Source organism: Candidatus Glassbacteria bacterium (genome assembly GCA_019456185.1).
Lineage (GTDB): Bacteria > Gemmatimonadota > Glassbacteria > GWA2-58-10 > GWA2-58-10 > JAJRTS01.
This window is the reverse complement of record VRUH01000043.1, coordinates 1-21,006: the sequence shown is the minus strand read 5'-3', so window position 1 is coordinate 21,006 and position 21,006 is coordinate 1. Positions and strand designations below refer to the sequence as shown.

The 21,006-nt window shown below is 59.8% G+C and carries 16 protein-coding genes; 11 read left to right on the top strand and 5 right to left on the bottom strand.

The features are described from left to right. Positions 1-100: 100 nt before the first annotated feature. From rpsR to FVQ81_13680, 3 genes are all read left to right on the top strand, one after another. Positions 101-343: a 30S ribosomal protein S18 gene (rpsR, locus tag FVQ81_13690; GenBank protein ID MBW7997602.1), complete on the top strand. Its 243-nt coding sequence runs from the start codon at positions 101-103 to the stop codon at positions 341-343. 51 nt (positions 344-394) lie between these two features. Continuing rightward, entirely contained in the window at positions 395-1,291 is an 897-nt protein-coding gene (locus FVQ81_13685) for a DUF2232 domain-containing protein (GenBank protein ID MBW7997601.1), read from the top strand. Positions 1,292-1,369: 78 nt separating this feature from the next. Beyond that, a complete protein-coding gene (locus FVQ81_13680; protein ID MBW7997600.1) occupies positions 1,370-1,813 on the top strand; it encodes a 50S ribosomal protein L9 in 444 nt (147 codons plus the stop codon). Between the two features lie 317 nt (positions 1,814-2,130). On the opposite strand, the gene ssb is transcribed toward FVQ81_13680, so the two are convergent. Further along, on the bottom strand, positions 2,131-2,553 hold the full coding sequence (ssb, locus tag FVQ81_13675; GenBank protein ID MBW7997599.1) for a single-stranded DNA-binding protein: 423 nt from the start codon (positions 2,551-2,553) through the stop codon (positions 2,131-2,133). Positions 2,554-2,961: 408 nt separating this feature from the next. Here ssb and FVQ81_13670 point away from each other — a divergent pair, with 408 nt between their 5' ends. The 3 genes from FVQ81_13670 to FVQ81_13660 all read left to right on the top strand — a co-directional run bounded on the left by FVQ81_13670 (position 2,962) and on the right by FVQ81_13660 (position 8,050). Then, on the top strand, positions 2,962-5,721 hold the full coding sequence (locus FVQ81_13670) for a tetratricopeptide repeat protein (GenBank protein ID MBW7997598.1): 2,760 nt from the start codon (positions 2,962-2,964) through the stop codon (positions 5,719-5,721). 179 nt (positions 5,722-5,900) lie between these two features. Beyond that, positions 5,901-7,199 carry a Gfo/Idh/MocA family oxidoreductase gene (locus tag FVQ81_13665; protein MBW7997597.1) on the top strand — a complete coding sequence of 433 codons (1,299 nt, stop codon included), beginning with the start codon at positions 5,901-5,903 and terminating at the stop codon, positions 7,197-7,199. Between the two features lie 137 nt (positions 7,200-7,336). Then, on the top strand, positions 7,337-8,050 hold the full coding sequence (locus tag FVQ81_13660; protein MBW7997596.1) for a hypothetical protein: 714 nt from the start codon (positions 7,337-7,339) through the stop codon (positions 8,048-8,050). On the opposite strand, the gene FVQ81_13655 is transcribed toward FVQ81_13660, so the two are convergent. Then, positions 8,019-9,374 carry a sodium:alanine symporter family protein gene (locus FVQ81_13655; GenBank protein MBW7997595.1) on the bottom strand — a complete coding sequence of 452 codons (1,356 nt, stop codon included), beginning with the start codon at positions 9,372-9,374 and terminating at the stop codon, positions 8,019-8,021. The two genes, FVQ81_13660 and FVQ81_13655, sit on opposite strands and share 32 nt — an antisense overlap. Positions 9,375-9,699: 325 nt before the next feature. After that, positions 9,700-12,942, bottom strand: a complete 3,243-nt coding sequence (locus FVQ81_13650; protein ID MBW7997594.1) for an efflux RND transporter permease subunit — start codon at positions 12,940-12,942, stop codon at positions 9,700-9,702. A gap of 271 nt (positions 12,943-13,213) precedes the next feature. Here FVQ81_13650 and FVQ81_13645 point away from each other — a divergent pair, with 271 nt between their 5' ends. Next, complete coding sequence (locus tag FVQ81_13645; protein MBW7997593.1) at positions 13,214-15,283, top strand: DUF2264 domain-containing protein; 2,070 nt, start codon at positions 13,214-13,216, stop codon at positions 15,281-15,283. A gap of 211 nt (positions 15,284-15,494) precedes the next feature. After that, complete coding sequence (locus FVQ81_13640; protein ID MBW7997592.1) at positions 15,495-17,072, top strand: hypothetical protein; 1,578 nt, start codon at positions 15,495-15,497, stop codon at positions 17,070-17,072. A gap of 6 nt (positions 17,073-17,078) precedes the next feature. On the opposite strand, the gene FVQ81_13635 is transcribed toward FVQ81_13640, so the two are convergent. Then, positions 17,079-17,570 carry an archease gene (locus FVQ81_13635; GenBank protein ID MBW7997591.1) on the bottom strand — a complete coding sequence of 164 codons (492 nt, stop codon included), beginning with the start codon at positions 17,568-17,570 and terminating at the stop codon, positions 17,079-17,081. A 55-nt stretch (positions 17,571-17,625) separates the two neighbouring features. On the opposite strand from FVQ81_13635, the gene FVQ81_13630 reads away from it, so the two are divergent. From FVQ81_13630 to FVQ81_13620, 3 genes are read left to right on the top strand one after another with little or no spacing between them, the layout of a single operon-like run. After that, complete coding sequence (locus FVQ81_13630) at positions 17,626-18,063, top strand: D-tyrosyl-tRNA(Tyr) deacylase (GenBank protein MBW7997590.1); 438 nt, start codon at positions 17,626-17,628, stop codon at positions 18,061-18,063. Positions 18,064-18,078: 15 nt separating this feature from the next. Then, complete coding sequence (locus FVQ81_13625) at positions 18,079-18,699, top strand: septum formation inhibitor Maf (GenBank protein MBW7997589.1); 621 nt, start codon at positions 18,079-18,081, stop codon at positions 18,697-18,699. 11 nt (positions 18,700-18,710) lie between these two features. After that, positions 18,711-19,508 (top strand): DUF4386 domain-containing protein, encoded by a 798-nt coding sequence (locus FVQ81_13620; protein ID MBW7997588.1) that lies wholly within the window; start codon positions 18,711-18,713, stop codon positions 19,506-19,508. 47 nt (positions 19,509-19,555) lie between these two features. Here the strand turns inward: FVQ81_13620 and FVQ81_13615 are convergent, their stop codons facing one another. Further along, a complete protein-coding gene (locus FVQ81_13615; GenBank protein MBW7997587.1) occupies positions 19,556-20,410 on the bottom strand; it encodes a hypothetical protein in 855 nt (284 codons plus the stop codon). Positions 20,411-21,006 lie beyond the last annotated feature (596 nt).

Genomic DNA, 21,006 nt, shown 5'->3' with positions numbered 1-21,006 from the left:
AGCTCTTCGCCTCTCCCCGTCAGCGACCGGCTAAACCGGGTGACGCCGAACGGGGATCGACGGGTGTCCGCAGTGAATATTTACTAAGGGAGATGGCTAGATGAGAAGGTTCAGATCGATGGACGGTCGCCGCAAGAAGACCTGCAACTTCTGTGAAAACAAAATCAAGGCTATCAATTTCAAGGACTACAGGATGCTGGCCCGCTATATCACCGAGAGGGCCAAGATCGTACCACGCCGCACCAGCGGTACCTGCGCCAAGCACCAGCGTCAGCTCTCATCGGCTATCAAGCGGGCGCGCTATCTGGCTTTGTTGCCGTATATCGGCGAATTCGAGGGCTAAACCGACGGCTCCGGCGAGGCCGGAGAACGCCGCACGTACGGGTGACTTCCGATGGTCCGACCCAACAGGCGCACGACCTGGCTGCCGCTGGCGATCGCGGCGGCGATTGCAGTAACCAACCCGTTTCTGATGGTGGGAGCGGGAGGAGCGCTGGGACTGCTGGTTCTCTGCTGCGACAACAGGCTGCGCTGGCGTCAACTGGCGGCGCTATCGCTGGTGCCCATTGTCGCATTCGGTATCTGGTACAACCCCCTGCTGGCCCTGTTCGCGGCTGCCAGCGCACTGGTTGCGGTCTACTGCCTCAAGGGCAACTATTTCAGTTCCGTGACCTCCAGCGCACTTGTCGGCTGTGCCGCGGGTGCGGCGCTGACCGCGGTTGCGGTAACCAGTGGCGCCTGGGAAAGCTGGGCCCAACTGGAAAGCAGCGTGCTGGAGTCGCAGCAGATGCTGCAGCAGATGGCCTCCGACAGCGCCGCGGGCGACGTGGAACAGGAAATCGCCTGGCAGGAGATGAACCTGCTGGTTGTCCGGCTGATGCCGGGCCAGTTCGGCTTGATGATGGTGGCCGGTTTTTTTCTGGCGGTGATCGTGTTCCGCCGCTACGGACGCTCTAAATTCCATCTGTCGCTGGGCATCAGCAGTTTCATCCAGTACCGGTTCGAGGACAACTGGATCTGGGCGGTTGTCGCCGGACTGGCCGGCGGAGTGCTCGCCGGCGGCAGCGAACTGATCCTGAGGCTCTCGCTTAACCTGCTGTTCGTAATGGGCGTGCTGTACGTGATCCGCGGCCTGTCGGTGATCTTCCATTTCGTTCTGCAGCGCAAGGGAGGAATTTTTCTGCGGCTCCTGACAATCGTGCTTTGCTTTACGCCGCTGGTGATGATTCACCTGGCGCTGGGGCTGCTGGATACCTGGATAGATTTCCGCCGCAACGTCTCTCAGGCTTGAGACGGGGCCGGTGGAATTGTGCATGCTTTACGCTAATCTGGTGAAATCTGAAGATAGACAGTCTGACCGGGAGGAAGAATGAAAGTAATCCTGCGCTCGAATATCGAGGCACTGGGCAAAATCGGCGAAGTGGTGGAAGTAGCGCCGGGGCATGCCCGCAACTACTTGATCCCCAAGGATATGGCCTACCCTGCCAACAAAGGCAATCTCAAGCGGATCGAATTCGAAAAGAAAAAAGCCCACCAGTTGGTCGAGCAGGAAACCGAGGCGGCCCGTAAGCTGGCCGGGCAGATGAAGGATATCTCGCTCACGTTCCAGGTCAAAGTCGGCGACGAAGAGCAGTTTTACGGTTCGGTCAGCGCCTCGGATATCGCCAGTGAACTGGCCAAGCAGGGACACGAAATCGAGCGGCGCAGAGTGATCCTGGATGAGCCGATCAAGCAGCTCGGCGTATACACAGTACTGATCAAGCTTCATCCGGAAGTCCAGACCGAGGTCAAGGTCTGGGTAGTCAAGGAATAACCTCGGGCGCGCTGCCGGAAATGTAAGTTAATGCACAAAGGCACTCGCGGCGATAACAATCTGCGGAGAGTGCCTTTGTCTTTGTGTTTTCGCTCCATCACGCAATCAGCTCAACCGTCCGGCTCGCCGTCCTTGCGCATCAGTTTCTCGAACGCTTTCATGAACTTGTTGGACGGCTTCGTGTTGCGCTGCAACGCAATCCTCAGTGCATCCAGTTTGTCCGCCGGTGCGGCGGCCGGTTTTTTCTTCTGTTTGTCACGGCCCGTAATCGTAATTCTCTCCGTTTCGCTTGTCTGCTTCCTTTGTTCGCCCGGTCCCTAACCGCTGCTGCCACTGTACTGCTTGTCCCCGTTATCAGTCGCCCGGTTTTCCGTTCCCTCCTCCCCGTCGTGCCCTCTTTCACCGTGATGGGAAAGCTTGATCATCTGCTCGGTGATAACTTCGGTGCGATGGTGCCGCTGCTCGCTCTCATCGGTCCAGTTTCGCGTGCGCAGCCGACCCTCGATATAGATCTGGTCGCCCTTGCGGATTATCCGGTGGCAGATTTCCGCCAGCCGGTTCCAGGCAACGATATTGTGCCATTCAGTTCGCTCGTTGCGCACACCGTCCCTGCCGACCCACGTCGTGTTGGTGGCCAGGGAAAATGTACTGATCACGCTACCGTTGTCAGTCTGGCGAATGTCTGGGTCGCGGCCGATATTCCCGATGAGGATTACCTTGTTCAAATCTCGCTGAGCCATTCAACTCCCCGGATAAAATCTCAGTTTACTGGCTCTTTCCATGCCGGCCCGTTTGCTCTGTTGGGGCTTCGCGGTGCCGACCGCGTTCTGTCAGCTTGAACTGTGTTCTCCCGGTAATTCTCCCTTTGAGTTTGAGATTGTTTAAACAAACCACATTTCAACTATACCCCGCTTCGCTTTCCTTTGTCAAGCTGATACGAGGATAAATATTTCGAATATTCCCCCGAATAAGATAAAATCAGTAAAGTATATACGTACGCATGCCGAGGCCGGGTGGCATGTCACGGGTGCTGTCGGCAACCGGTCATTTCGCTGATTTTGCTTGTACCGGCAATTTTTCCTGTTTATCTTTTGTTGACGATACCGGCAAATTTTTCTCCTCCCCAATCACCTCCGGGGCATCCCGCAATGCTCGATCTCGCCTTGATTGGCAGGGACAAGGAACTTAACGCGCTGGGAAAGCGGATCCGCGAGTTCCTCGACTCTCCCCGCAAACGCCAGGCCCTCTGGATTCACGTGTTCGGCGAGGAAGGTATCGGCAAGACCAGGCTGATCTCGGAGCTGGTTTTTCTGGCCAGGCAACACTCCCACTTGCGCTATATCGCTCCGCGCGCCGACAGTTCCTCCACTCTCCCGTTCGGCACGTTCAGCAGCGCGCTGGCCGCCGATCTCGAAATGTCGCTGTGGGAAAGCGAATACGCCCGCAAGGAAAAACTCGAGGCCCGGCTGGCCGCGTTTACATCGTTTAAATTCCCCCGTGAGATCTTTGACGCCGAGACGACCCTGCCCGTGCTCGGACAGCTGCTGGGAGTCGGGTATCCGGTGGAGTTCTACACCGGCATCCGGCGCAGCGGCCGGGGGAAACTGCAGGTTTTCAACGCAGTCAGACACTACCTTCAGGCCACCCGGGCCACGGCCGGCGGCGACAGCGATCTGCCGGTCACGGTTCTTCATTTCGACGACCTGGAGCGGGTCGAGGTGACCAGCCTTGAACTGCTGGTGCACCTCGTCCATAAGAAAGAACATCTCTGGCCGTTACTGATCCTTACCTCCAGCACCAGACCTTTCAGCGCCCGGTTCGATTACCTCCAGGAGTTTCAGGAGTTCTCCCTCGGCCGTCTCTCCCGCCACAGCCGCAGGAAGCTGTTGGCTGAACTGGAGGAAAAAGCCGGCGGCGGCGCGCTGACCCGGCGCTCGCGCGATGCGGTTATCGAGGGCTCGCCGGGCAATCCGCTGTTCCTGATCGAGAGCTACCGGCTGCTTGCCGAACGGGATTCGGAAAAAAGGGCTTCCTCCTTGCGCAGGGAACTGCTGGGCGCCCTGCAGGCGCGGACCCGCGCCCTCGACGTTATCGATATCTCCGGCCTCGTCCGCGAACGGCTCCGCCATCTCGATTCTCTCCGCCGCGGCCTACTGCAGGCGGTCGCCGTGCTGGGCCCTTACTCCTGTGTGGAGATGCTGGCCGGGCTGCTCTCGCGCGGCGCCCAGCACACCGATGACCTGGAGGGAGTCCTGGCCTCGCTGGCCGACCGCGGCCTGCTGATGCCGCATGCGGGACCCGCCGCCGATGGGTCCGTCCGGTTCGTCCACCCCCTGGTGGCCGATATCGTTCTGGATACGATCCCTGCCGATCGGCTCTCCACGCTGCGTCAGCACTGCGCTGAAATGTTTTTCGCTCTGGCCGAGGACGAGGGACGCGACATGACTTTCGCCACGGCGGCGATGCTTTCCGGGGCCTGGCTGCTGAAAAGCGACTGGGCTGTCGAGATGCTGTTCGCCTCCGGCGAACGGCTGCTGCTGCTGGAGGATTACGAGGGCGCGGAGCGCTCGTTCGAGGAGGCCCTGGCCCGCAACGGCCTGGAGCTGACCGGCAGCAACGCCGAAGAGGCGGCGGCCGTGCACGCGCTGCTGATGGTCAAGGCGGGACGGGCTGTCATGGGAACCGGTCGCAGCAAGAAAGCGCTGGGCATGCTCGGCGCGGCGCATCGTCTGGCCGCAGGCGGAGGACACCCCAACGCACTGTTCGAGGCCAGCCTGGCCCTGGGCGAGATGATGCAGGTGCGGGGAGACTGGGACGGGGCGGCCAGGTATTTCGAGGAGAGCCGGGCGGCAGCCTTCCAGTGCGATGACCCCTACCTGAAAATCAAAAGCCTGCTGGCCCTAGGCAACCTTCAGATCAAGCGCGAAGACTACGACAAGGGGGGCAAAACGTTTGGCAGGGCGCTCAAGCTCTGCGGCAAAAAAAATTTCCCGGACCAGCGGCTGGAGGCGCTGCTCAACGCGGGTTTTATTCAGCAGCGTACCGGGGAGTTCGACAAGGCCAGGTCCACGCTGGAGGAGGCGCTGGAGCTGGCCCGTGAGCGTCGTGATGAGACAGCCGCGGTTACAGCCCTCAGCAACCTCGGCCGCCTGCTTTACGAGCAGGAAAATACGGACCAGGCCCTGGAACTGTTCCACAAGGCGCTCGAAGCCCTGCGCAACTCGGGAGACCTTCAGCAGACCGGCAACTGGCTGGGCTATATCGGCTCGGTGTACTTCTCCCTGCAGGAATACGAGACCGCTATCGATTACTACCGCCAGGCCCTGAGCCTGGCCAGCCGCAGCGGGAATATCCGTAACCAGGGTGTCTGGCTGGCCAACCTGGGCAACGCATATTACGAGATCAAGGAAGTCGCAAAGGCACTGGAACATTACCTTCGCGCGCTGGAATTCGCCCGCGAGGAGCAGGATTATTCCTATGTCGCAACCCTGCTTTCCACGATCGGGATCTACTATTACAACCTCCGTCTTTTCGAGAGCGCCCTGCGCTATTTCGACGAGAGCCTGCACCTGGCCCGTCAGCACGGAAATCTGCCGGTCACGATCCAGGACCTGCTTTACTGGGGCGAGGTGCTCGATTGCCTGGGCAGGCACGAGGAGGGAGCGCGGATGATCGAGGAGGGCGAATCGCTGGCGGCCGATCAGGGAATGGACGATCACCTGGCCGTGGCGTCGCTCTTCAGGGCCCAGGCCGGTATCCGCACCGGCCGTCTGGACGATGCCCGCGAATATTGCCGCAAGGCCCGGGAGATCGCCGAGCCGACCGGCAACGAGAAGCTGCTGGCCGAGATCGGCAGGGCCATGGAGGCCAGCGGGGCGAACAAGGAGGGGAAAAAGAAAAAAACATGAGCCGTTCCCGGACTGCTGCCGACTTGCTTAGCCGGGGCTAAAGTGATACTTTAAAAATTCTGAACAAAGCAGGCAGGCTGGTCATCGTACCCCCTCCGGCGCACCGGCCCGCCTGCGCTCTCACGACATATCCGGAAACACCGACGATTGAGTCCGTACCTAACACAGCAGGAGGATAAATGTCGACTCAAGATCGCAAGAACCTGTCCCGCCGGGAATTCATTACGGCAGGGGCCGTGGCAGCCACGGCGCTGAGCGCCTTCCCGTTCGTCAATACCGGCCGGGCCCAGGGTGACAAGCTCAGGGTAGGCGCAATCGGGGTGGGCGGCCGCGGCACCGGAGCCTGCGCCAACGCAATCGAGGCCGGCAAGGGCAGTGTCGACCTAGTGGCGATGGCTGATGTCGCTCCCGACCAGATCGAGAAGAGCCTTAACGCCCTCAAGACCGGCTCCCGTGAACTGTCCGGCGAGCTGCAGAAAAATATCAAGGTCGACAAGGACCACATGTTCTCCGGCGACGAGGCCTGGAAACAGCTCCTGGCGGTCCCCGACCTGGATTACGTGATCCTGACGACCCCTCCGGGTTTCCGCCCGCTGCATTTCGAGGAAGCGGTCAAGCGCGGCCTGCACCTGTTCGCGGAGAAGCCGCTTGCCACCGACCCCGTGGGCTGCCGTAAGGTCCGGGCCAGCGCCCAAGACGCCAAGAACAAGGGCCTGAGCGTGGTGGTCGGCCTCCAGTCGCGCCACAGCCCCGGGATTCAGGAGGTAATCAAGCGCACGCAGGACGGAGCTATCGGCGAGTTCAAGGCCGGCAGTATCCACCGCATGGGTGGGTACCTCTGGCACCGCGGCGACAACCCGAGCTGGAGCAGGATGGAATACCAGTGCCGCAACTGGTACTACTGGGCCTGGCTCTCGGGCGACCAGATTGTGGAGATGGTGGTCCACCAGGTGGACAGGATGAACTGGACGCTGGGCGAACACCCGATCAGCGCGGTCGCCAACGGCGGCCGTCAGGTGCGCACCGACCCGAAATTCGGCAATATCTACGACCACATGTCTGTCGATTACGAGTACCCGAACGACATCCATGTCCACTGCATGCTGCGCCAGATCGCCAACTGCGAGAACAAGAACGAGAACCGGGTTGTCGGTACCCTCGGCGAGTCGGACAGCGGCCGCACTATCCGCGGGCAGAACCCCTTCCGCTACCGTGAACGGCATAACGCCACGGTGCTCGAACACGAGGTCCTGCAGGACTCGATCCGCAGCGGCAAGGCGCGCAACGACGCCCTGGACTACGCTGTCGACAGCACGCTGGCCTGCGTGATGGGCCGCGAGGCCGCCTACACCGGCAAGCTGATTACCTGGGACGAGATGATGACCAGCGAGCTCTCGCTGGTCCCCGACGATTACCATTTCAGCAGTAATCCGCCCGTGCGGCCGGTGGCGATGCCCGGTACTCCCAGGCCTGTATAATGAAGGCATGGAAGAGATTTGCTGAACTTGCAACGAATCACCAGGCCGGGCCGCGGTTCCCATCCCCTCCGGTGTTACCGGCGGGGATGGCCGCCCCGGCTTTTTTGAACGCGGGCAATCTTTTGCGGCGGTGACGGATGAGCAACCAGGCCAGGGTGGCGGAACAGCAGATTATCCAGTTCTCGGAGCGGCTCAGCGAGCGGCTGGAGCAACTGGTTTTGCCCCTGGTCGAGCCGGGGCAGGCGGAGAAAAAGCAGCTCGACGCGGCTCAGGTATTCAGCCGGAACAGCCAGGCGATGGCCGAGCGCGTATTCGGTATGCTCGACCACACACGCGATCTGCACGAGACCCGGGTGCTTGTGCTGGAAAACGGGACCGGCTATCTGGCCCGCAAGCTGGCCGAGAACGGCGAGGTGGACGTGGTCAGCACCGCGCCCACCGAGGCGTTGGCGGAGCTGGCGAGCAGGCTCAACCCATACCCCAACATCATCTACCGCAGTTTCAACCCATATCCCACCACCGAGGAGTTCGACCTGATCGTGGGCACGGGGATAATCGCCTGCTACCCCAAGGACACCGCGCGGCTGCTGCTGCAGAGCCTGACCGCGTTCTGCCGGCGTAAAATAATCACCGAACTGCCGCTGTACCTGCCCTGGTTCCGCAGGCTGTTCCGCTGGGAGAAAGTATCGGTGGGCAGCGAGGGAGGACTCGAACTCTCCCGTTTCAACCGGAAGGAACTGTTCGACCTGATCGAGAATTCATGCGGACTGCTGATCAGCGAGCACCGTACCCAGCAGGGCAAGATGATATTCAAGGCGATCAGGAAAGTCCACCGGATGACTTTGAGTTGAAATAACCGGCGGTGACTTTCACCACCACCCCGCTGAGCATCAGCAGGCCGATCAGGTTCGGCACGGCCATCAACCCGTTCATCACGTCGCTGATCAGCCAGACGAAATTCAGTTTCGACACCGCCCCCACCATCACCACCAGCGTAAACACCAGCCGGTAGGGCATCACCGCCCGCTCGCCCGCCAGGTACTCCAGGCTCTTCTCGCCGTAGTAGCTCCAGCCCAGGATCGTGCTGTAGGCGAACAGGGTCAGGCTCACCGCCACGATCCAGCCGCCCACCTCGCCGGGGATTACCGCGTTGAACGCCATCGTGGTCAGCCCGGCGCCCGTGTCGCCGCTGTCCCAGACGCCGCTGACTATGATCGCCAGCCCGGTCAGCGTACAGACCACTAGCGTATCGATAAATGTCTGGGTCATCGACACCATCGCCTGACGCACCGGGTGCCTGGTCTGGGCCGCGGCCGCGGCGATCGCGCTGCTGCCCAGCCCGGATTCGTTGCTGAACACACCGCGCGCCACGCCCATCCGGATAGTCATCATCACCGTGGCCCCGGCGAACCCGCCGCCGGCGGCGGTGGGGGTAAACGCCTGCTGGAAAATCAGCGCGAACGCTGCGCCGAGCTGGTCTGCCCGGGCAATCAGGACGTAGAGCGCCGCGAGGATATAGAACACGATCATCAGCGGCACCAGCAGCCCGGTCACCCGGCCGATCGAGCGGATCCCGCCCAGGATCACCAGCCCCGTGGCGAGCGTGATCACCAGCCCGGTAACCGTTGGCGAGATACCGAACGTGGTGTTGATCGCATCGCAGACGCTGTTGGACTGCACCATGTTGCCGATCCCGAACGAGGCCACGGTGGCGAAAACGGCGAACAGCACGCCCAGCCATTTCCAGCCCAGACCCTCGCTGATATAATACATCGGCCCGCCGCACATCAGTCCGCGCTTGTCGGTAGTGCGGTACTTGACCGCCAGCAGCGCCTCGGCGTACTTGGTGGCCATTCCGAACAGCCCGGTGATCCACATCCAGAACAGCGCGCCGGGTCCGCCGAGATGAATGGCGGTGGCCACCCCGGCGATATTGCCCGTGCCCACCGTGGCGGCCAGGGCGGTCATCAGTGCCTGGAAGTGGCTGATATCGCCCTCGCTGCCGGGGTCGCGGCGCTTGACGAGCGCCAGGTGCAGCGATGGCAGCAGGGTCGTAAACTGCAGGCCCCGCAGGATGACAGTCAGGTAGACTCCCGTGCCCACCAGCAGGATCAGCATCGGCGGGCCCCAGACCAGGTTGCTCAGGTAGCCGACCGCGTCGGTAATTTGCTCCATTAAGCCTGGGGTCTCCTGCAAGGTGGGCCTCCGAGGAATTTTACCGTGTTGGTGAGAGTTTCTGGTTGGACATGGTTGGTTTACGCAGCAAATTTAAGCGCACAAAGGCCGCGGGGCAAATGTTTCCGGTGTTTGGTGGTAAAATGAGACATTTCGTCGGAAAACCTGAGTGACAACCCCCGCCCGCTCCGAGGGCACCCCCTTTATTGAGGGGAAATTGAGCGGCGAAGATTTCTGTTCACTTGGCGGGTTGGGTGCCAGGGTTTAAAATCCCCCTTGTATAGTAGCGGGGGAAACAGGGGCTGTCCTGCTTTGGTCTTGCCCGCTAATCCCGCCAGTCGAACAAGCTATAAACAGTCGGCAGCAGCAGCAGGGTCATGAACGTGCCCACCAGCAGCCCGCCGATCACCACCACGGCCATCGGCGCGCGGACCTCTGATCCCTCGCCCAGCCCGATCGCCATCGGCAGCAGGCCCAGCACGGTTGTGGCGGTGGTCATCAGGATCGGTTTCAGGCGGGCGTTGCCGGCCTCGGTCAGCGCCTCGTGCTTGCTCTTGCCCTGGCGGCGCAGCACGTTGACATAATCCACCAGCACAATCGCATTGTTGACCACAATTCCGGAGAGCATCACCACGCCGATCAGCGCCACCACGCTGATCACGCCGCTGGTGACATACAGCGACCAGATCACGCCGATCAGGCCGAACGGGATCGTGAACAGGATCACCAGCGGATGCAGCAGGCTCTCGAACTGGCTGGCCATCACCAGGTAAACCAGGAAGACGGCCAGGCAGATGGCGAAAATCATGCTGTCCATCGAGCGGCTCATCTCCAGGCCCTGACCGCCGATACTGAGCGAGATTTCCGGCGGCACGGCGATATCGGCCAGAGCGTAATCGATCCGCTCGATAGCCGCGCCCAGATCGATTCCGGCCAGCCCGGCCGAAACTACCGCCACCCGCTCCTGGTCCACGCGCCTGATTTCGCTGGGTCCCTGCTCCACTTTAAGGTCGGCCACGGCTTCCAGAGTAATCGGCCGTCCGCCCACCCGGGCCACGGTCAGGTTGCGGATATCCTCGAGCCGGTCGCGGTCCTCCTCCTCCACCCGCACGCGGATATCCACCTGGCGTCCCAGCTTGTGCAGCTCGGTGGGCACCTCGCCCAGCACCTTGCCCCGCACCGCGCCGGCCATCTGGCTCAGTCCCAGTCCCAGGGAGGCCAGACGGTCGCGGCGGAAATAGATCTGGATTTCCGGGTTGCCGCCCTCGGTGCTGCTCTTGATATCCGAGAGGCCCTCGATAGTGCGCATCCGTTCGGCGACTTCGTCGGAAATCCGGTCCAGGGTAGCCAGGTTATAGCCCTTGATCTCCAGTTCCACGGGAGTCTTGTAGGTGTAGAGCACTGGCCTGCCGAACTTTACCGACGTGCCGGGGATCAACTCGAACTGCTCGCGCAGCCGCTCGATCAACTCGTCCTCCTGCTCGCGACCGAGGTTGCCGCTGAGCATGATATTCATCTGGCCGATATCCTCGCGTTCCTCCTTGAGGCCGCCGCCGGTCATGCTGGATAGCCCGGCGGAGATATAAACCAGCTTCACCTCCGGCTCCTGCATGGTAATCCGCTGCATGCGGGCCAGGGCGTCGCGGGTGCGTTCCACCGGCGTGCCCACCGGCATCTTGAGGCCCACCTGAATCTCGTTCTGGCTCATCTCGGGGATCAACTCCATGCCCAGCCGCGGAAAGATCGCCACCGCGGAGACGAACATCAGCAACGCCAGCCCGATTGTCTGCAGGCGATGGGCCAGCACCCAAGGCAGCAGGCGCTCGTAGCTGGACTCCACCTTGCCGTACAGCCTGCCGTAAAGGTACAGCAGAGGGCTGATCAGTCCCTTGATAATCCAGCCGATTATCAGCCCCACCCACTTGACAATCGTCAGCAGCGCAAACGGCAGCCAGTAGAAAACGGCTTTCAGTATCCCGACGACAGCATCCACCGGATAGTAGATCCAGCGCGGGCCCGGGCGCGGGCCGTGCTCTGGTGCGGGATTTTCTCCTCCCTCCGGCGCGGAATGCTGCTGCCCGGAGCCGAACGACTGGCCGCCCCTGAACCCGGAACTCATCATCGGGATCAAGGTCAGCGCCACCAGCAGGCTGACCAGCAGGCTGTAGGTGACTGTCAGGCTCTGGTCGGTGAACAGCTGGCCGGCCACGCCGGTGACAAATATGATCGGCAGGAAGACGCAGATCGTGGTCATGGTGGAGGCTGTCACCGCCTTGCCCACCAGGCTGGCCCCCTCATCGGCCGCCTCGGGCGGACTGTGGCCCTGGCGAAGGTAGCGGTCGATAGATTCGAGCACGACAATCGAGTTATCGACCAGCATGCCGACACCCAGCGCCAGACCGCCCAGGGACATGATATTCAGCGAGACGCCGGAGATGTACATGAAAAAGAACGTGGCGATCACGCAGATCGGGATCGCCATCCCGATAATCACGGTGGCACCGATGCGCTGGAGGAAAACGAACAGGATGATCACGGCCAGGATACCGCCGATAATCGCGGTCTTGAGCACCTCGGTGATAGACTGTTCGATAAACCGGCTCTGGTCTGTGATTACCGCCAGCTTGATTCCGCTGGAAGCGCCGTAATCCCGGCGGATCTCTTCCAGCCGTTCGTGGACCCGTCGGGCCACGAGGATCGTGTTGGCGTCGGCCTCCTTGAACACGGCCAGCTCGACATTCTCGCTGCCGTTGACCTCGGTGATAATCGTGCGGTCCTTGAACGAGCGGGTGACCGTGGCAAAATCGGAGAGACGGATCAGCGCCTGGCCGCGCCGGACGATTATGATATCGGCGATTTCCCCGGGTGTTTTATACTGGTTGAGCGTGCGCACCAGGTAGTCCGCCTCGCCGTCGGTGAGCGTGCCGCCGGTCAGGTTGACATTCTCGGCCGCAACCCTGCTGGCGACCTGGCTGACAGTCAGGCCCAGCGAGGCCAGCTGGCTCTCGTTGAGTGATACGTGGATTTCCTCCTCCAGCCCGCCCGAGACCTCGATCGCCGCCACTCCGTCGATAGTCTCCAGCCGGTTTTTCAGCCGCTCCTCGGCCATCGTGCGCAACGCGATCAGGTCGATCTCAGCGCTGGTCAGCCCGAGGCGCATGATCGGTTCGAGGCTGGGATCGTAGCGCAGGATCACCGGGCTGTCCACTTCCTGCGGCAGACGCAGGCGGTCGAGCTTCTCGCGCACCTCCAGCGAGGCGAAATCCATCTGGACCCCCCACTCGAACTCCACGGTCACATCGCTGAGGCCCGGACGCGAGCGGCTGGAGATGCGGATAACCTTGTTCACCACGCTCACGCTTTCTTCGATCCGGCGGGTGACCAGGTTTTCCACTTCCTCGGGCGCCGCGCCCACGAACTCGGTGCGGACCGACAGGGTGGGGTAGCTAATATCGGGCAGCAGGTTGATCGGCAGGCGCTGATAGGCCACCGCGCCGAACAGCACCAACGTGACCATCAGCATCGTCACCGTCACGGGCCTGCGAATTGACATTTTTACCAGTTTCATCCGCTTCTCCAGTCGGCTCCCCGCCGTTTTCCCCGGACCGACTCCGCCGGATCACTTTTCCGGTCCGTGAAGGTCTATACTAGTATCATCCGGGCGTAGAGTGTCAAGGATTTTGGAATCTGAATAAAGATACCCGCTTCTATACACTTCCGGCCGGTTGATGGTTACATAATTCTTAGGTTGTACCGCGCCCTTGCCGCGGCCATCGCCGGCTTGTATAATCTGTGGATACTCAAATCCCGACGGCTGAGTACCCTTGCCTGGAGCCCCGATGTCCAACCGCCGCGTATCCCGAGAGTGCAAACCGATCTCCCGCCGCAGGTTCCTGGGTGCGACCGCCTCGGCCGCCGGAGGGGGACTGCTGCTGAGTCAATTCGGCTGTGGCGGCGGTGAAACGTCCGGCGATAATCCTCCACGGGCCGGATCGCGGGAGACAGTGAGGGTTGAAATCGAGCAGTCCGGCTGGGGACGGCAGCAGTGGGCCGGGGTGCTGGACACGATTCTCGAGGGGTTTCTGCGCAACGCCCTGCGGACCTCGGACACGTTCGCGGTCTGCGACTACGCCGGCGGGACAATCCTGGACAATTTCCTCTCTGTCCGCGGCCAGACCTGCGATTCGGTGAGCCGGATTCTGCCCGCGCTGGCCGCGGTAATCGCCGGTCCCGACAGTGACAAGGCGTTGAGCGTGGACGCTGAAACGTATGACCTGCGCGAGGTGTTCCTCTCGGCCCTGCGCCACGGGACGGACCCGGCCAGCAGGGATTTCTGGGGTTACGCCAGCCCCACCGACTGGGACCAGCGCCAGGTGGAAAGCTCGATTGTCGCGTTCAGCCTCTGGCTGGTGCGGGACCGTCTGATGGATGAATTCAGCGCGGGCGAGCGGCGCAATATCCAGCAATGGCTGAAAAACTGCACCCGGGTCAACGTGCGGCGCAACAACTGGGCGCTGTTCACGGCGGTCAACCATGCGGTGAGGATGGCCCTGGGCGAGCGCTGGGAAGAGTTCCACGGAGACGAGGACTGGTTCCGCGACGACCTGGCCGCGATCGAGAGCATGTACTCGGGCAGCGGATGGTATACCGACACCACCAGCGGCGACCAGTACGACTACTACAACTTCTGGGTGTTCGCCAGCCATAATCTCTACTGGGACATGGTGATCGGCGACAGGTTCCCGCAACTGCGCAGCCGGTTCCGCGCCCGGCTCGGCGATTTCCTGCGCACCACCCCCTACCTGTTCGGCGGCAACGGGAGCCACGTGATGTGGGGCCGCTCGCTGATCTACCGCTGGGGCACGCTTACACCGCTGGTGCTGGGCCACGGCCTGGGGCTGTGGCCGTATTCGACTGGACTGTTGCGGCGGATCTGCAACCGCAACCTGGCGTTTCTCTGGGAGGCCGGAGCGTGGGACAGAGAAAACCACAAGCTGCGGGAAACGATGACTCCGCACTCCAGCACCTCGATCAAGGAAAGCTATATCAACAACGGTCATCCCTATTGGGGCATGCAGGCGTTTTTCGCCGCCAGCCTGGGCGACGACGACAGTTTCTGGAGCGCACCCGAGGAGGCTCTGCCGGTGGAGCAGGGGGATTTCCGCTACCTGATCGAGGGACCGGATATTCTCGTTGCGGGCCACAGGGACAGCGGCCAGGTCCAAATCTGGCAATCGGACTGCGACAAATCGGCAGGCTACCGCTCCAAGTACTATAACTTCTCCTATTCCAGCCACTTTTCTTTCAACGTGGAGTTGGCCGGCGGCCTGATGGCGCCCGACTGCACGCTGAGTTTCAGCGACAGCGCGGGCAACTACGCCCGTCGCGACACGCCGTTCACCGGCGCGGTTCGTTCCGATGACGGCGTCCAATGGCAATGGAGCGCCGTGCTGGGCGAGGAGAAAATCGAGGTGGAGAGCATGATGCTGATCGATGGAGAAATCCAGTGGCGCGCCCACCGGGTTGGCTACGGCGGCAAAGCGCGGATCATCGCCGCCGAGCACACTTACACACTGGGACTCGCGCCGGATGAGACTCCGGAGGCCCGAAGCGGCGGAGACTGGGAGTGGGGACGGTCGCCGCTGAGCGGCTGCACGGTTTTCATCCGCTCCGCGCTGGGATTCTCTTCGCACGAGCCGCTTGCCGGCTTCCGTGGCCGGGACGACCTTTGCAGCATTCACGCGCGGGGCCGTCAGGCCTCTGTTACCGCCGATCTGGAGCCAAACCCGGTATCGGTTTTAATCGCGGCTGTCTATGCCAGCCCGGCTCCGGTCGAACTTGACGAACTCGTTCGGATAACCAGCGATATCCCATCCCGTGTGGCTGCCTGGGCCGGTATCGAGACGTGATCAACGATCCAGTTTAATATCGCCGTTTGCCTGTGCAGCCGCTAATCTTTTTCGAGTAACCGGCGGCCTGAACCAATCCCCGGTCTTGCCTGGTAAGTCTGGTTCAACTTAATTGACTTTTCGGCAAGAAAGTATAAATATTATTTTACGATTTTGCCGTTTCTGCTTGACCGATCTGGATTGCTTGCAAGCGTTTTCACCGGGAATATTCGTGGCTGAGAAAGAAGATCTCGACATCAACAGCCTGTTCATTGTCGAATCCGATTCGATCCTGGTCGGCGGCCTGAACGCATTGCTTAAGTTCAGCAATTTCCACCCGATCAATACCCAGTCGGTGCGGGAGGGAATCGAGCTGGCCAATGACCTTCGCTCCGAAAAGGGCACGGTACTTTACCCGACCGGGACGGAGTTCTCCTGGGAGAGGATCAACCGGCTGCTCAAATTCCGGGAGTCCAATCCGGATATGACTTTCGACATCCGGATCAAACCCTCACCCAAGCTGCTGGACAACCTCCGCAAGAGTATCAAGGATAAGCTGAAAAGCCTGTTCCTCTCGCGACAGAAAGTTGTCGTATTCAAGAAACTGATGCTCAATCTTACTCCCCGGTTCGACGAACTGGCCGACAAGGTGCTGGAAAGCGACGAAATAGCGTTGGAGATTTTCCGGATCAGATTTGTCTGTGAGTGCGTCGAGAACCAGCGGGCAATTTTATTCGCCGACCATGCGCTGAATACCGGTATCTTTGTCGCGGCGATAGCCTGTTCTCAGCAGTACGAGCAGCATTTTAACAATCGCCCGGAGTTGCTTGTCAGGTACATGACAGCCGGCCTGTTCCATAACTGGGGCGCGGTCATGGAAAGCGACAGGATTATCGGCGCCCAGGCCGAGGATCGGCAGAAGGCATACTGGGAGGCGATCCAGAAAAACGTGACGAGCCTGCAGAAATATGATCTGGGCGAGGAAGTGTTCCAGGCGATCCATCATCTGTGCGGCTGGCAGAAGGAGGAGCGGGATTTCGTGAGCAAGGAGAACGAGCCTGTCCTGTCCAATATCCTGGTGGTGGCGGAGATGTTTCTGCGCCGGGAGGACGGCCTGTTCGGAGAGTCCGCTGCCACCAAGGACATTATCGATTATATGAATGTCAGAGTGATGGATAAACAGCTCAACGAGCGGGCGGTAAAAGCGCTCACCCTGGGTCTGGAACTGACAGATATTTTCGACTTCTATTCCGAGCTGGACCGTCTGGTAAAAGAATGTCCTTACGACGCCGCGGTACCATACCCGCTGACCGGTCTCTACAGCTCGACACTTTTCGTCTGCAAGAAAAGAGTGACCAAGTGTCGGTTCCTGGAACTCTCGGTACGGGCGGTCAACCTGATCCAGCCGCTTGGCGATCTGGGCGTCGGAGAATACCATCGCTGCAAGATGCTTACGCCAAAGCTGAATTCGTTCTACGATGACCACTACGACGATATCAAAATCGCTGTAGGTGGCGGCAGTAAAGACAAGGAAGACAACGGCAAGGAAGCGCCGGCCGGACCGGGCAAGAAGACCGGCGACGGAGCTCCCGCACCGGCCAAGGCTACAGAGGGCGATGCAGAGAAAGCAGACGAGAAACCGGCTGAAGCAACCGAGAAACCGGCTGAAGCAACCGAGAAACCGGCTGAAGCAACCGAGAAACCGGCTGAAGCAGACGAGAAACCGGCTGAAGCAACCGAGAAACCGGCTGAGGCAACCGAGAAACCGGCTGAAGCCGCCGAAAATCCGCCCGCTGAAAAAGCCGAATAGCAGTCATTAAATATCCAGCACGACTGTACCCCGCAACGTCCCGTCAGCCTGCTTTTCAATCCCCAGCATGTGCCATGTAACCGCTTTTATCTCCACCTCGATTTCGTGACGGACCGGGTCTGAGCGCTCGCCGTAAATTGTCGCCGTCAGCCTGGTTGGGGTAATCTCCGTTATCTCCGCCTTACGCGCCAGCCAGGCTTGGCCGCTGAAAAGGAAAAGCAGTTCGGCCAGCCAGCTGCGCAGCAGCTCCTCGCCGCTGTTGGCTTCGAGTTCGACTTCCCTGCTTTCCGCGGGCATTACCCGGCATGGCTCCGTAAGCTGGGCGCACAGTGCCTCGCAGGCGTTCTCGAACAGTTCCTTCAAGCTCTCGCCGTAGATATGCAGGCCCAGATCGGCCGTATGCTCGAAATGCTCGTACCGCCTACCGCCGGCCATGCTATTTTGCCTCCCGCTCTGGCCACCTTGACACACCGGGTGCGCCGGGTGAAAATTGTTCATCGCGCAATCACTCTTGTTAAAATCAAATTAAGCATTCCCGCCCGGAGCGACAAGCATGCGAGTGGTGGTCCAGAGAGTGAGCAGGGCCTCGGTTACCGTGGATCAGGATGTTACCGGCAGTATCGGTCCCGGGCTGATGCTGCTGGTGGCGATGCACGGAGAGGAGAGCGAGGACGACCTGGCCTGGATGGTCAACCGCTGCGTGGGCCTGCGGATTTTCCAGGACAGTAACGGTAAAATGAACCTCTCGCTGGCCGATATGGACGGGGCGATCCTGGTGGTCAGCCAGTTCACCCTTTACGGCGACTGCCGCAAGGGACGGAGACCATCGTTTATCAAGGCCGGGGACCCTGAAGTGAGCGAGAAATTGATCGAACGGTTTATCGAGCTTCTGCGCGAGCAGGGCGTTGAGGTGGCCACCGGGCGGTTCGGCGCGATGATGGACGTGGAACTGGTCAACCAGGGTCCGGTGACCCTGATAATCGACCGCTGAAAAGCGACTGAACCAATGAGCGATAGCAGCCGTCCCCGCCTGATCCTGGCCAGCGCCTCGCCGCGGCGCACCGAACTGTTGCGCCGGATCGGAGTGGAGCATACCGTCCTGCCGGCCCATATCGACGAGGCCGTCGATGTTCCAGTCGAGCCGGGAGCGCATGTCTGCGCCCTGGCCGAACGCAAGGCGCTGGCCGTGGCAGCCGGAGAGCCGGAGGCATTGGTGCTGGGCGCGGACACGATCGTCTATCACGGCGATGAAATCCTGGGCAAGCCCCGTGATTTAGAGCATGCGGTCGAACTGGTCGGCCGCCTAGCCGGCAGCAGCCACGAGGTCTATACCGGCGTCGCCCTGGCCGGCCCCGGCGGCAATCCCGCGGACAGCTCTTTCGAGGTGACCAGGGTGAAGTTCCGTGAACTGAGCAATGATGAAATCCGCCGCTACGTGACCACCGAGGAACCGTTCGACAAAGCGGGAGCCTACGGGATCCAGGGCTACGGCGCTACGCTCGTGGAACAGGTCGACGGCTGCTATTTCAACGTGATGGGCCTGCCGCTGGTGCGGCTGGTGCGGATGCTGGCCGCGCGGGGAATCTCTTACCCGTTCGGTCCGCTTGAGTGGAGCCGGAGGAAGTAGGGGGTGAGGAGATGGATTCAGCGGATTACAGAAGCCGGTACAACGGCGCGGCCGTTTTCATCTTCATCCACATTATCGCCCTGTTCACCGGGTTTACCGTCCTGGCTGCGGTATTCGAGTTCCCCGGGGTGCTCCGGGAGTCCGCCCAGTACAGGCTCTATCTCTACCGTCAGGGCCAGGCCGTAATCCAGCCGGTTTACTGGATACTGGCCATGACCGGTTTCTCTCAGATCGCGATCTCGGTTTTTCTCTACCGCTCGTTCCGCAGCCACAGCCGGACCCTGCTTAAATTCGCCGTCCTGTTCGGTGTCCTGGCGGGCATCCTGCAGACCATGGGTTTCATCCGCTGGGCGATCCTGATCCCCTGGCTCGCCGAGCGGATCGCCGCGCCCGGCGTGTCGGCCCAGACAGTGGAGACTATCGGCCTGATCGAAGGCGCGTTCAACCGTTACGCGGGCATGGCCCTGGGCGGGCACACCGCCAATATCTGCCTCGGGCTCTGGACTTTCCTGACCGGCGCCGCAGTGTTCGGTGATCGGTTGTTCGACAGGAAGCTCGGCTGGTTTGGCGCGGGTGTGGGGCTTGTGGCCATGCTGCCGGCCCTGGAGCAACTGGGAATCGCGCCGGCGGTATTCGAAGTCATTGTCGAATACGGCTTTCCGGCCTGGGCGGTCTGGCTGATGGTAATTGCGGTGTCCCTGCTCAAGACCGACCCGGAGAATGGCCGCGGGCCGAGTTACGGCTGGAAATCGTTCACCTGGTCGGCCAGTCTGTACGTGCTGATGATCCTGCCGAATCTATTGGGTTAGCCAGGCAGACTGTGGAGGCTAAATCATCAGGTGCCAGGTCTTTGATGCTAATCGGTTTTATGCCTCATATTTATAGGCAAACGCTTTTCTACCGTCCTGTAAAAGTATCCCTCTTTCTTGTATTGCGGAAAAACTGCTTCACAGGATTCACGGTAATTCCGCGCACGCTCTAAGAGTGTCTCGAGATCGACAAACATGGCTATGGCAAACTGGTCCACATGCTTATACAGCACTTTACCAGTTTCCGGGATGCGCTGCATGCCGATCCGCTCATATCTTGCCTGAGTTCTTGGATGTACCGCCACCATGAAGTGAGTCTGTAAATAACTGTTAACCCAACTGTTTAGAATCAACAGGTGATGAAGACCCACGTCTATTCTTCTGAACCAGTAATCCGGGCGGATGGCGAGCCTCGATATTTCAAACAAATTCGGCTGGTTTCCTTTGTCTTTTCTGGAATTAATTGCTCCATCCGGAAATCCATCGGGGAGTGAAAATGACTCCATCAATGGATACGGCATTGCCCGCTCTGTCTGTAAACGTATTTTTTTGCTTTTTACAGATTCGACAATTTCTTTTATGTAACATGCCGTTTTGCTGACGTCATTCTTACTGACTATTCTCATGGTCCCGATCAGCGTCTGCTTTCTGGCGTCAATGTGATATGCTCCCAGGATGGTCGAATAGTAGTCGTAGGCGTCAACATCAATCAGGTCTCGATTGACTCCGATGAAATTGACTTGACGGTAGGTAACATAACGCAGATGCAAAGCTGATCGGATGCCTTCTCTGTCATCAATAACCTTATAGCAAATTTTGAAAGGGGGCTCATGCACTAATCTCTGTTGGAATCCGTTAATATCTTCGCCTATGGCGGATATCTCGTCCAGCGGATTTTCCATTCGTGAAAGCTCCCGGAATAATTGGCAGACCAAAGACCAGACCATTAATAATACGGCAGATTAGTACACTAGACAGATGTTTAGATTGAGAATCAGGTTACAGTTTACACAATTAATCTCGTGTTGGCTACTGTTTTGTAAGCATCATTTGTTTTCGTAATAGTGCTTTCCTCTTTGTTGCATGCGATTAACAGTAAATTAGTATCTCAATCCTCTTCCTCTCAGCCTTTAATCGCCCCGACATAAGTGTATCTTGCCAAATTAGGAATTTTCTCAAACAAAAGGCTATCCAGTCTTTTTAGCAGGGGAGCGAATCTACTTAAAATTTCCGGCCACAGGTAGAGGTGGCCCAGGGAGACCTGAGGCTGGAACCCGGAGTCAATCAGTAAATTATCGATATACTGGGGTGTATAGTAGCGGCAATACAACGATGGTTGGGCTTTCGGCCGGGGCGGTGGCGCAATCTTATCTTTGAGCCATTTCACCAGACCGACCAGAGTAATGAGATTTGTGAATTTTATTCAGTACTGTCCGGTTAAAATTTGAGGGACAGAGCTAATTGAGGTTGATTGGGTTTCAGTAATTTAAGTTTTTCG

Excerpts from the sequence above, each read along its gene's own strand:
- rpsR (MBW7997602.1), top strand. The coding sequence starts at position 101 with ATGAGAAGGTTCAGATCGATGGACGGTCGCCGCAAGAAGACCTGCAAC.
- FVQ81_13685 (MBW7997601.1), top strand. The coding sequence starts at position 395 with ATGGTCCGACCCAACAGGCGCACGACCTGGCTGCCGCTGGCGATCGCG.
- FVQ81_13680 (MBW7997600.1), top strand. The coding sequence starts at position 1,370 with ATGAAAGTAATCCTGCGCTCGAATATCGAGGCACTGGGCAAAATCGGC.
- ssb (MBW7997599.1), bottom strand. The coding sequence starts at position 2,553 with ATGGCTCAGCGAGATTTGAACAAGGTAATCCTCATCGGGAATATCGGC.
- FVQ81_13670 (MBW7997598.1), top strand. The coding sequence starts at position 2,962 with ATGCTCGATCTCGCCTTGATTGGCAGGGACAAGGAACTTAACGCGCTG.
- FVQ81_13665 (MBW7997597.1), top strand. The coding sequence starts at position 5,901 with ATGTCGACTCAAGATCGCAAGAACCTGTCCCGCCGGGAATTCATTACG.
- FVQ81_13660 (MBW7997596.1), top strand. The coding sequence starts at position 7,337 with ATGAGCAACCAGGCCAGGGTGGCGGAACAGCAGATTATCCAGTTCTCG.
- FVQ81_13655 (MBW7997595.1), bottom strand. The coding sequence starts at position 9,374 with ATGGAGCAAATTACCGACGCGGTCGGCTACCTGAGCAACCTGGTCTGG.
- FVQ81_13650 (MBW7997594.1), bottom strand. The coding sequence starts at position 12,942 with ATGAAACTGGTAAAAATGTCAATTCGCAGGCCCGTGACGGTGACGATG.
- FVQ81_13645 (MBW7997593.1), top strand. The coding sequence starts at position 13,214 with ATGTCCAACCGCCGCGTATCCCGAGAGTGCAAACCGATCTCCCGCCGC.
- FVQ81_13635 (MBW7997591.1), bottom strand. The coding sequence starts at position 17,570 with ATGAACAATTTTCACCCGGCGCACCCGGTGTGTCAAGGTGGCCAGAGC.
- FVQ81_13630 (MBW7997590.1), top strand. The coding sequence starts at position 17,626 with ATGCGAGTGGTGGTCCAGAGAGTGAGCAGGGCCTCGGTTACCGTGGAT.
- FVQ81_13625 (MBW7997589.1), top strand. The coding sequence starts at position 18,079 with ATGAGCGATAGCAGCCGTCCCCGCCTGATCCTGGCCAGCGCCTCGCCG.
- FVQ81_13620 (MBW7997588.1), top strand. The coding sequence starts at position 18,711 with ATGGATTCAGCGGATTACAGAAGCCGGTACAACGGCGCGGCCGTTTTC.
- FVQ81_13615 (MBW7997587.1), bottom strand. The coding sequence starts at position 20,410 with ATGGAAAATCCGCTGGACGAGATATCCGCCATAGGCGAAGATATTAAC.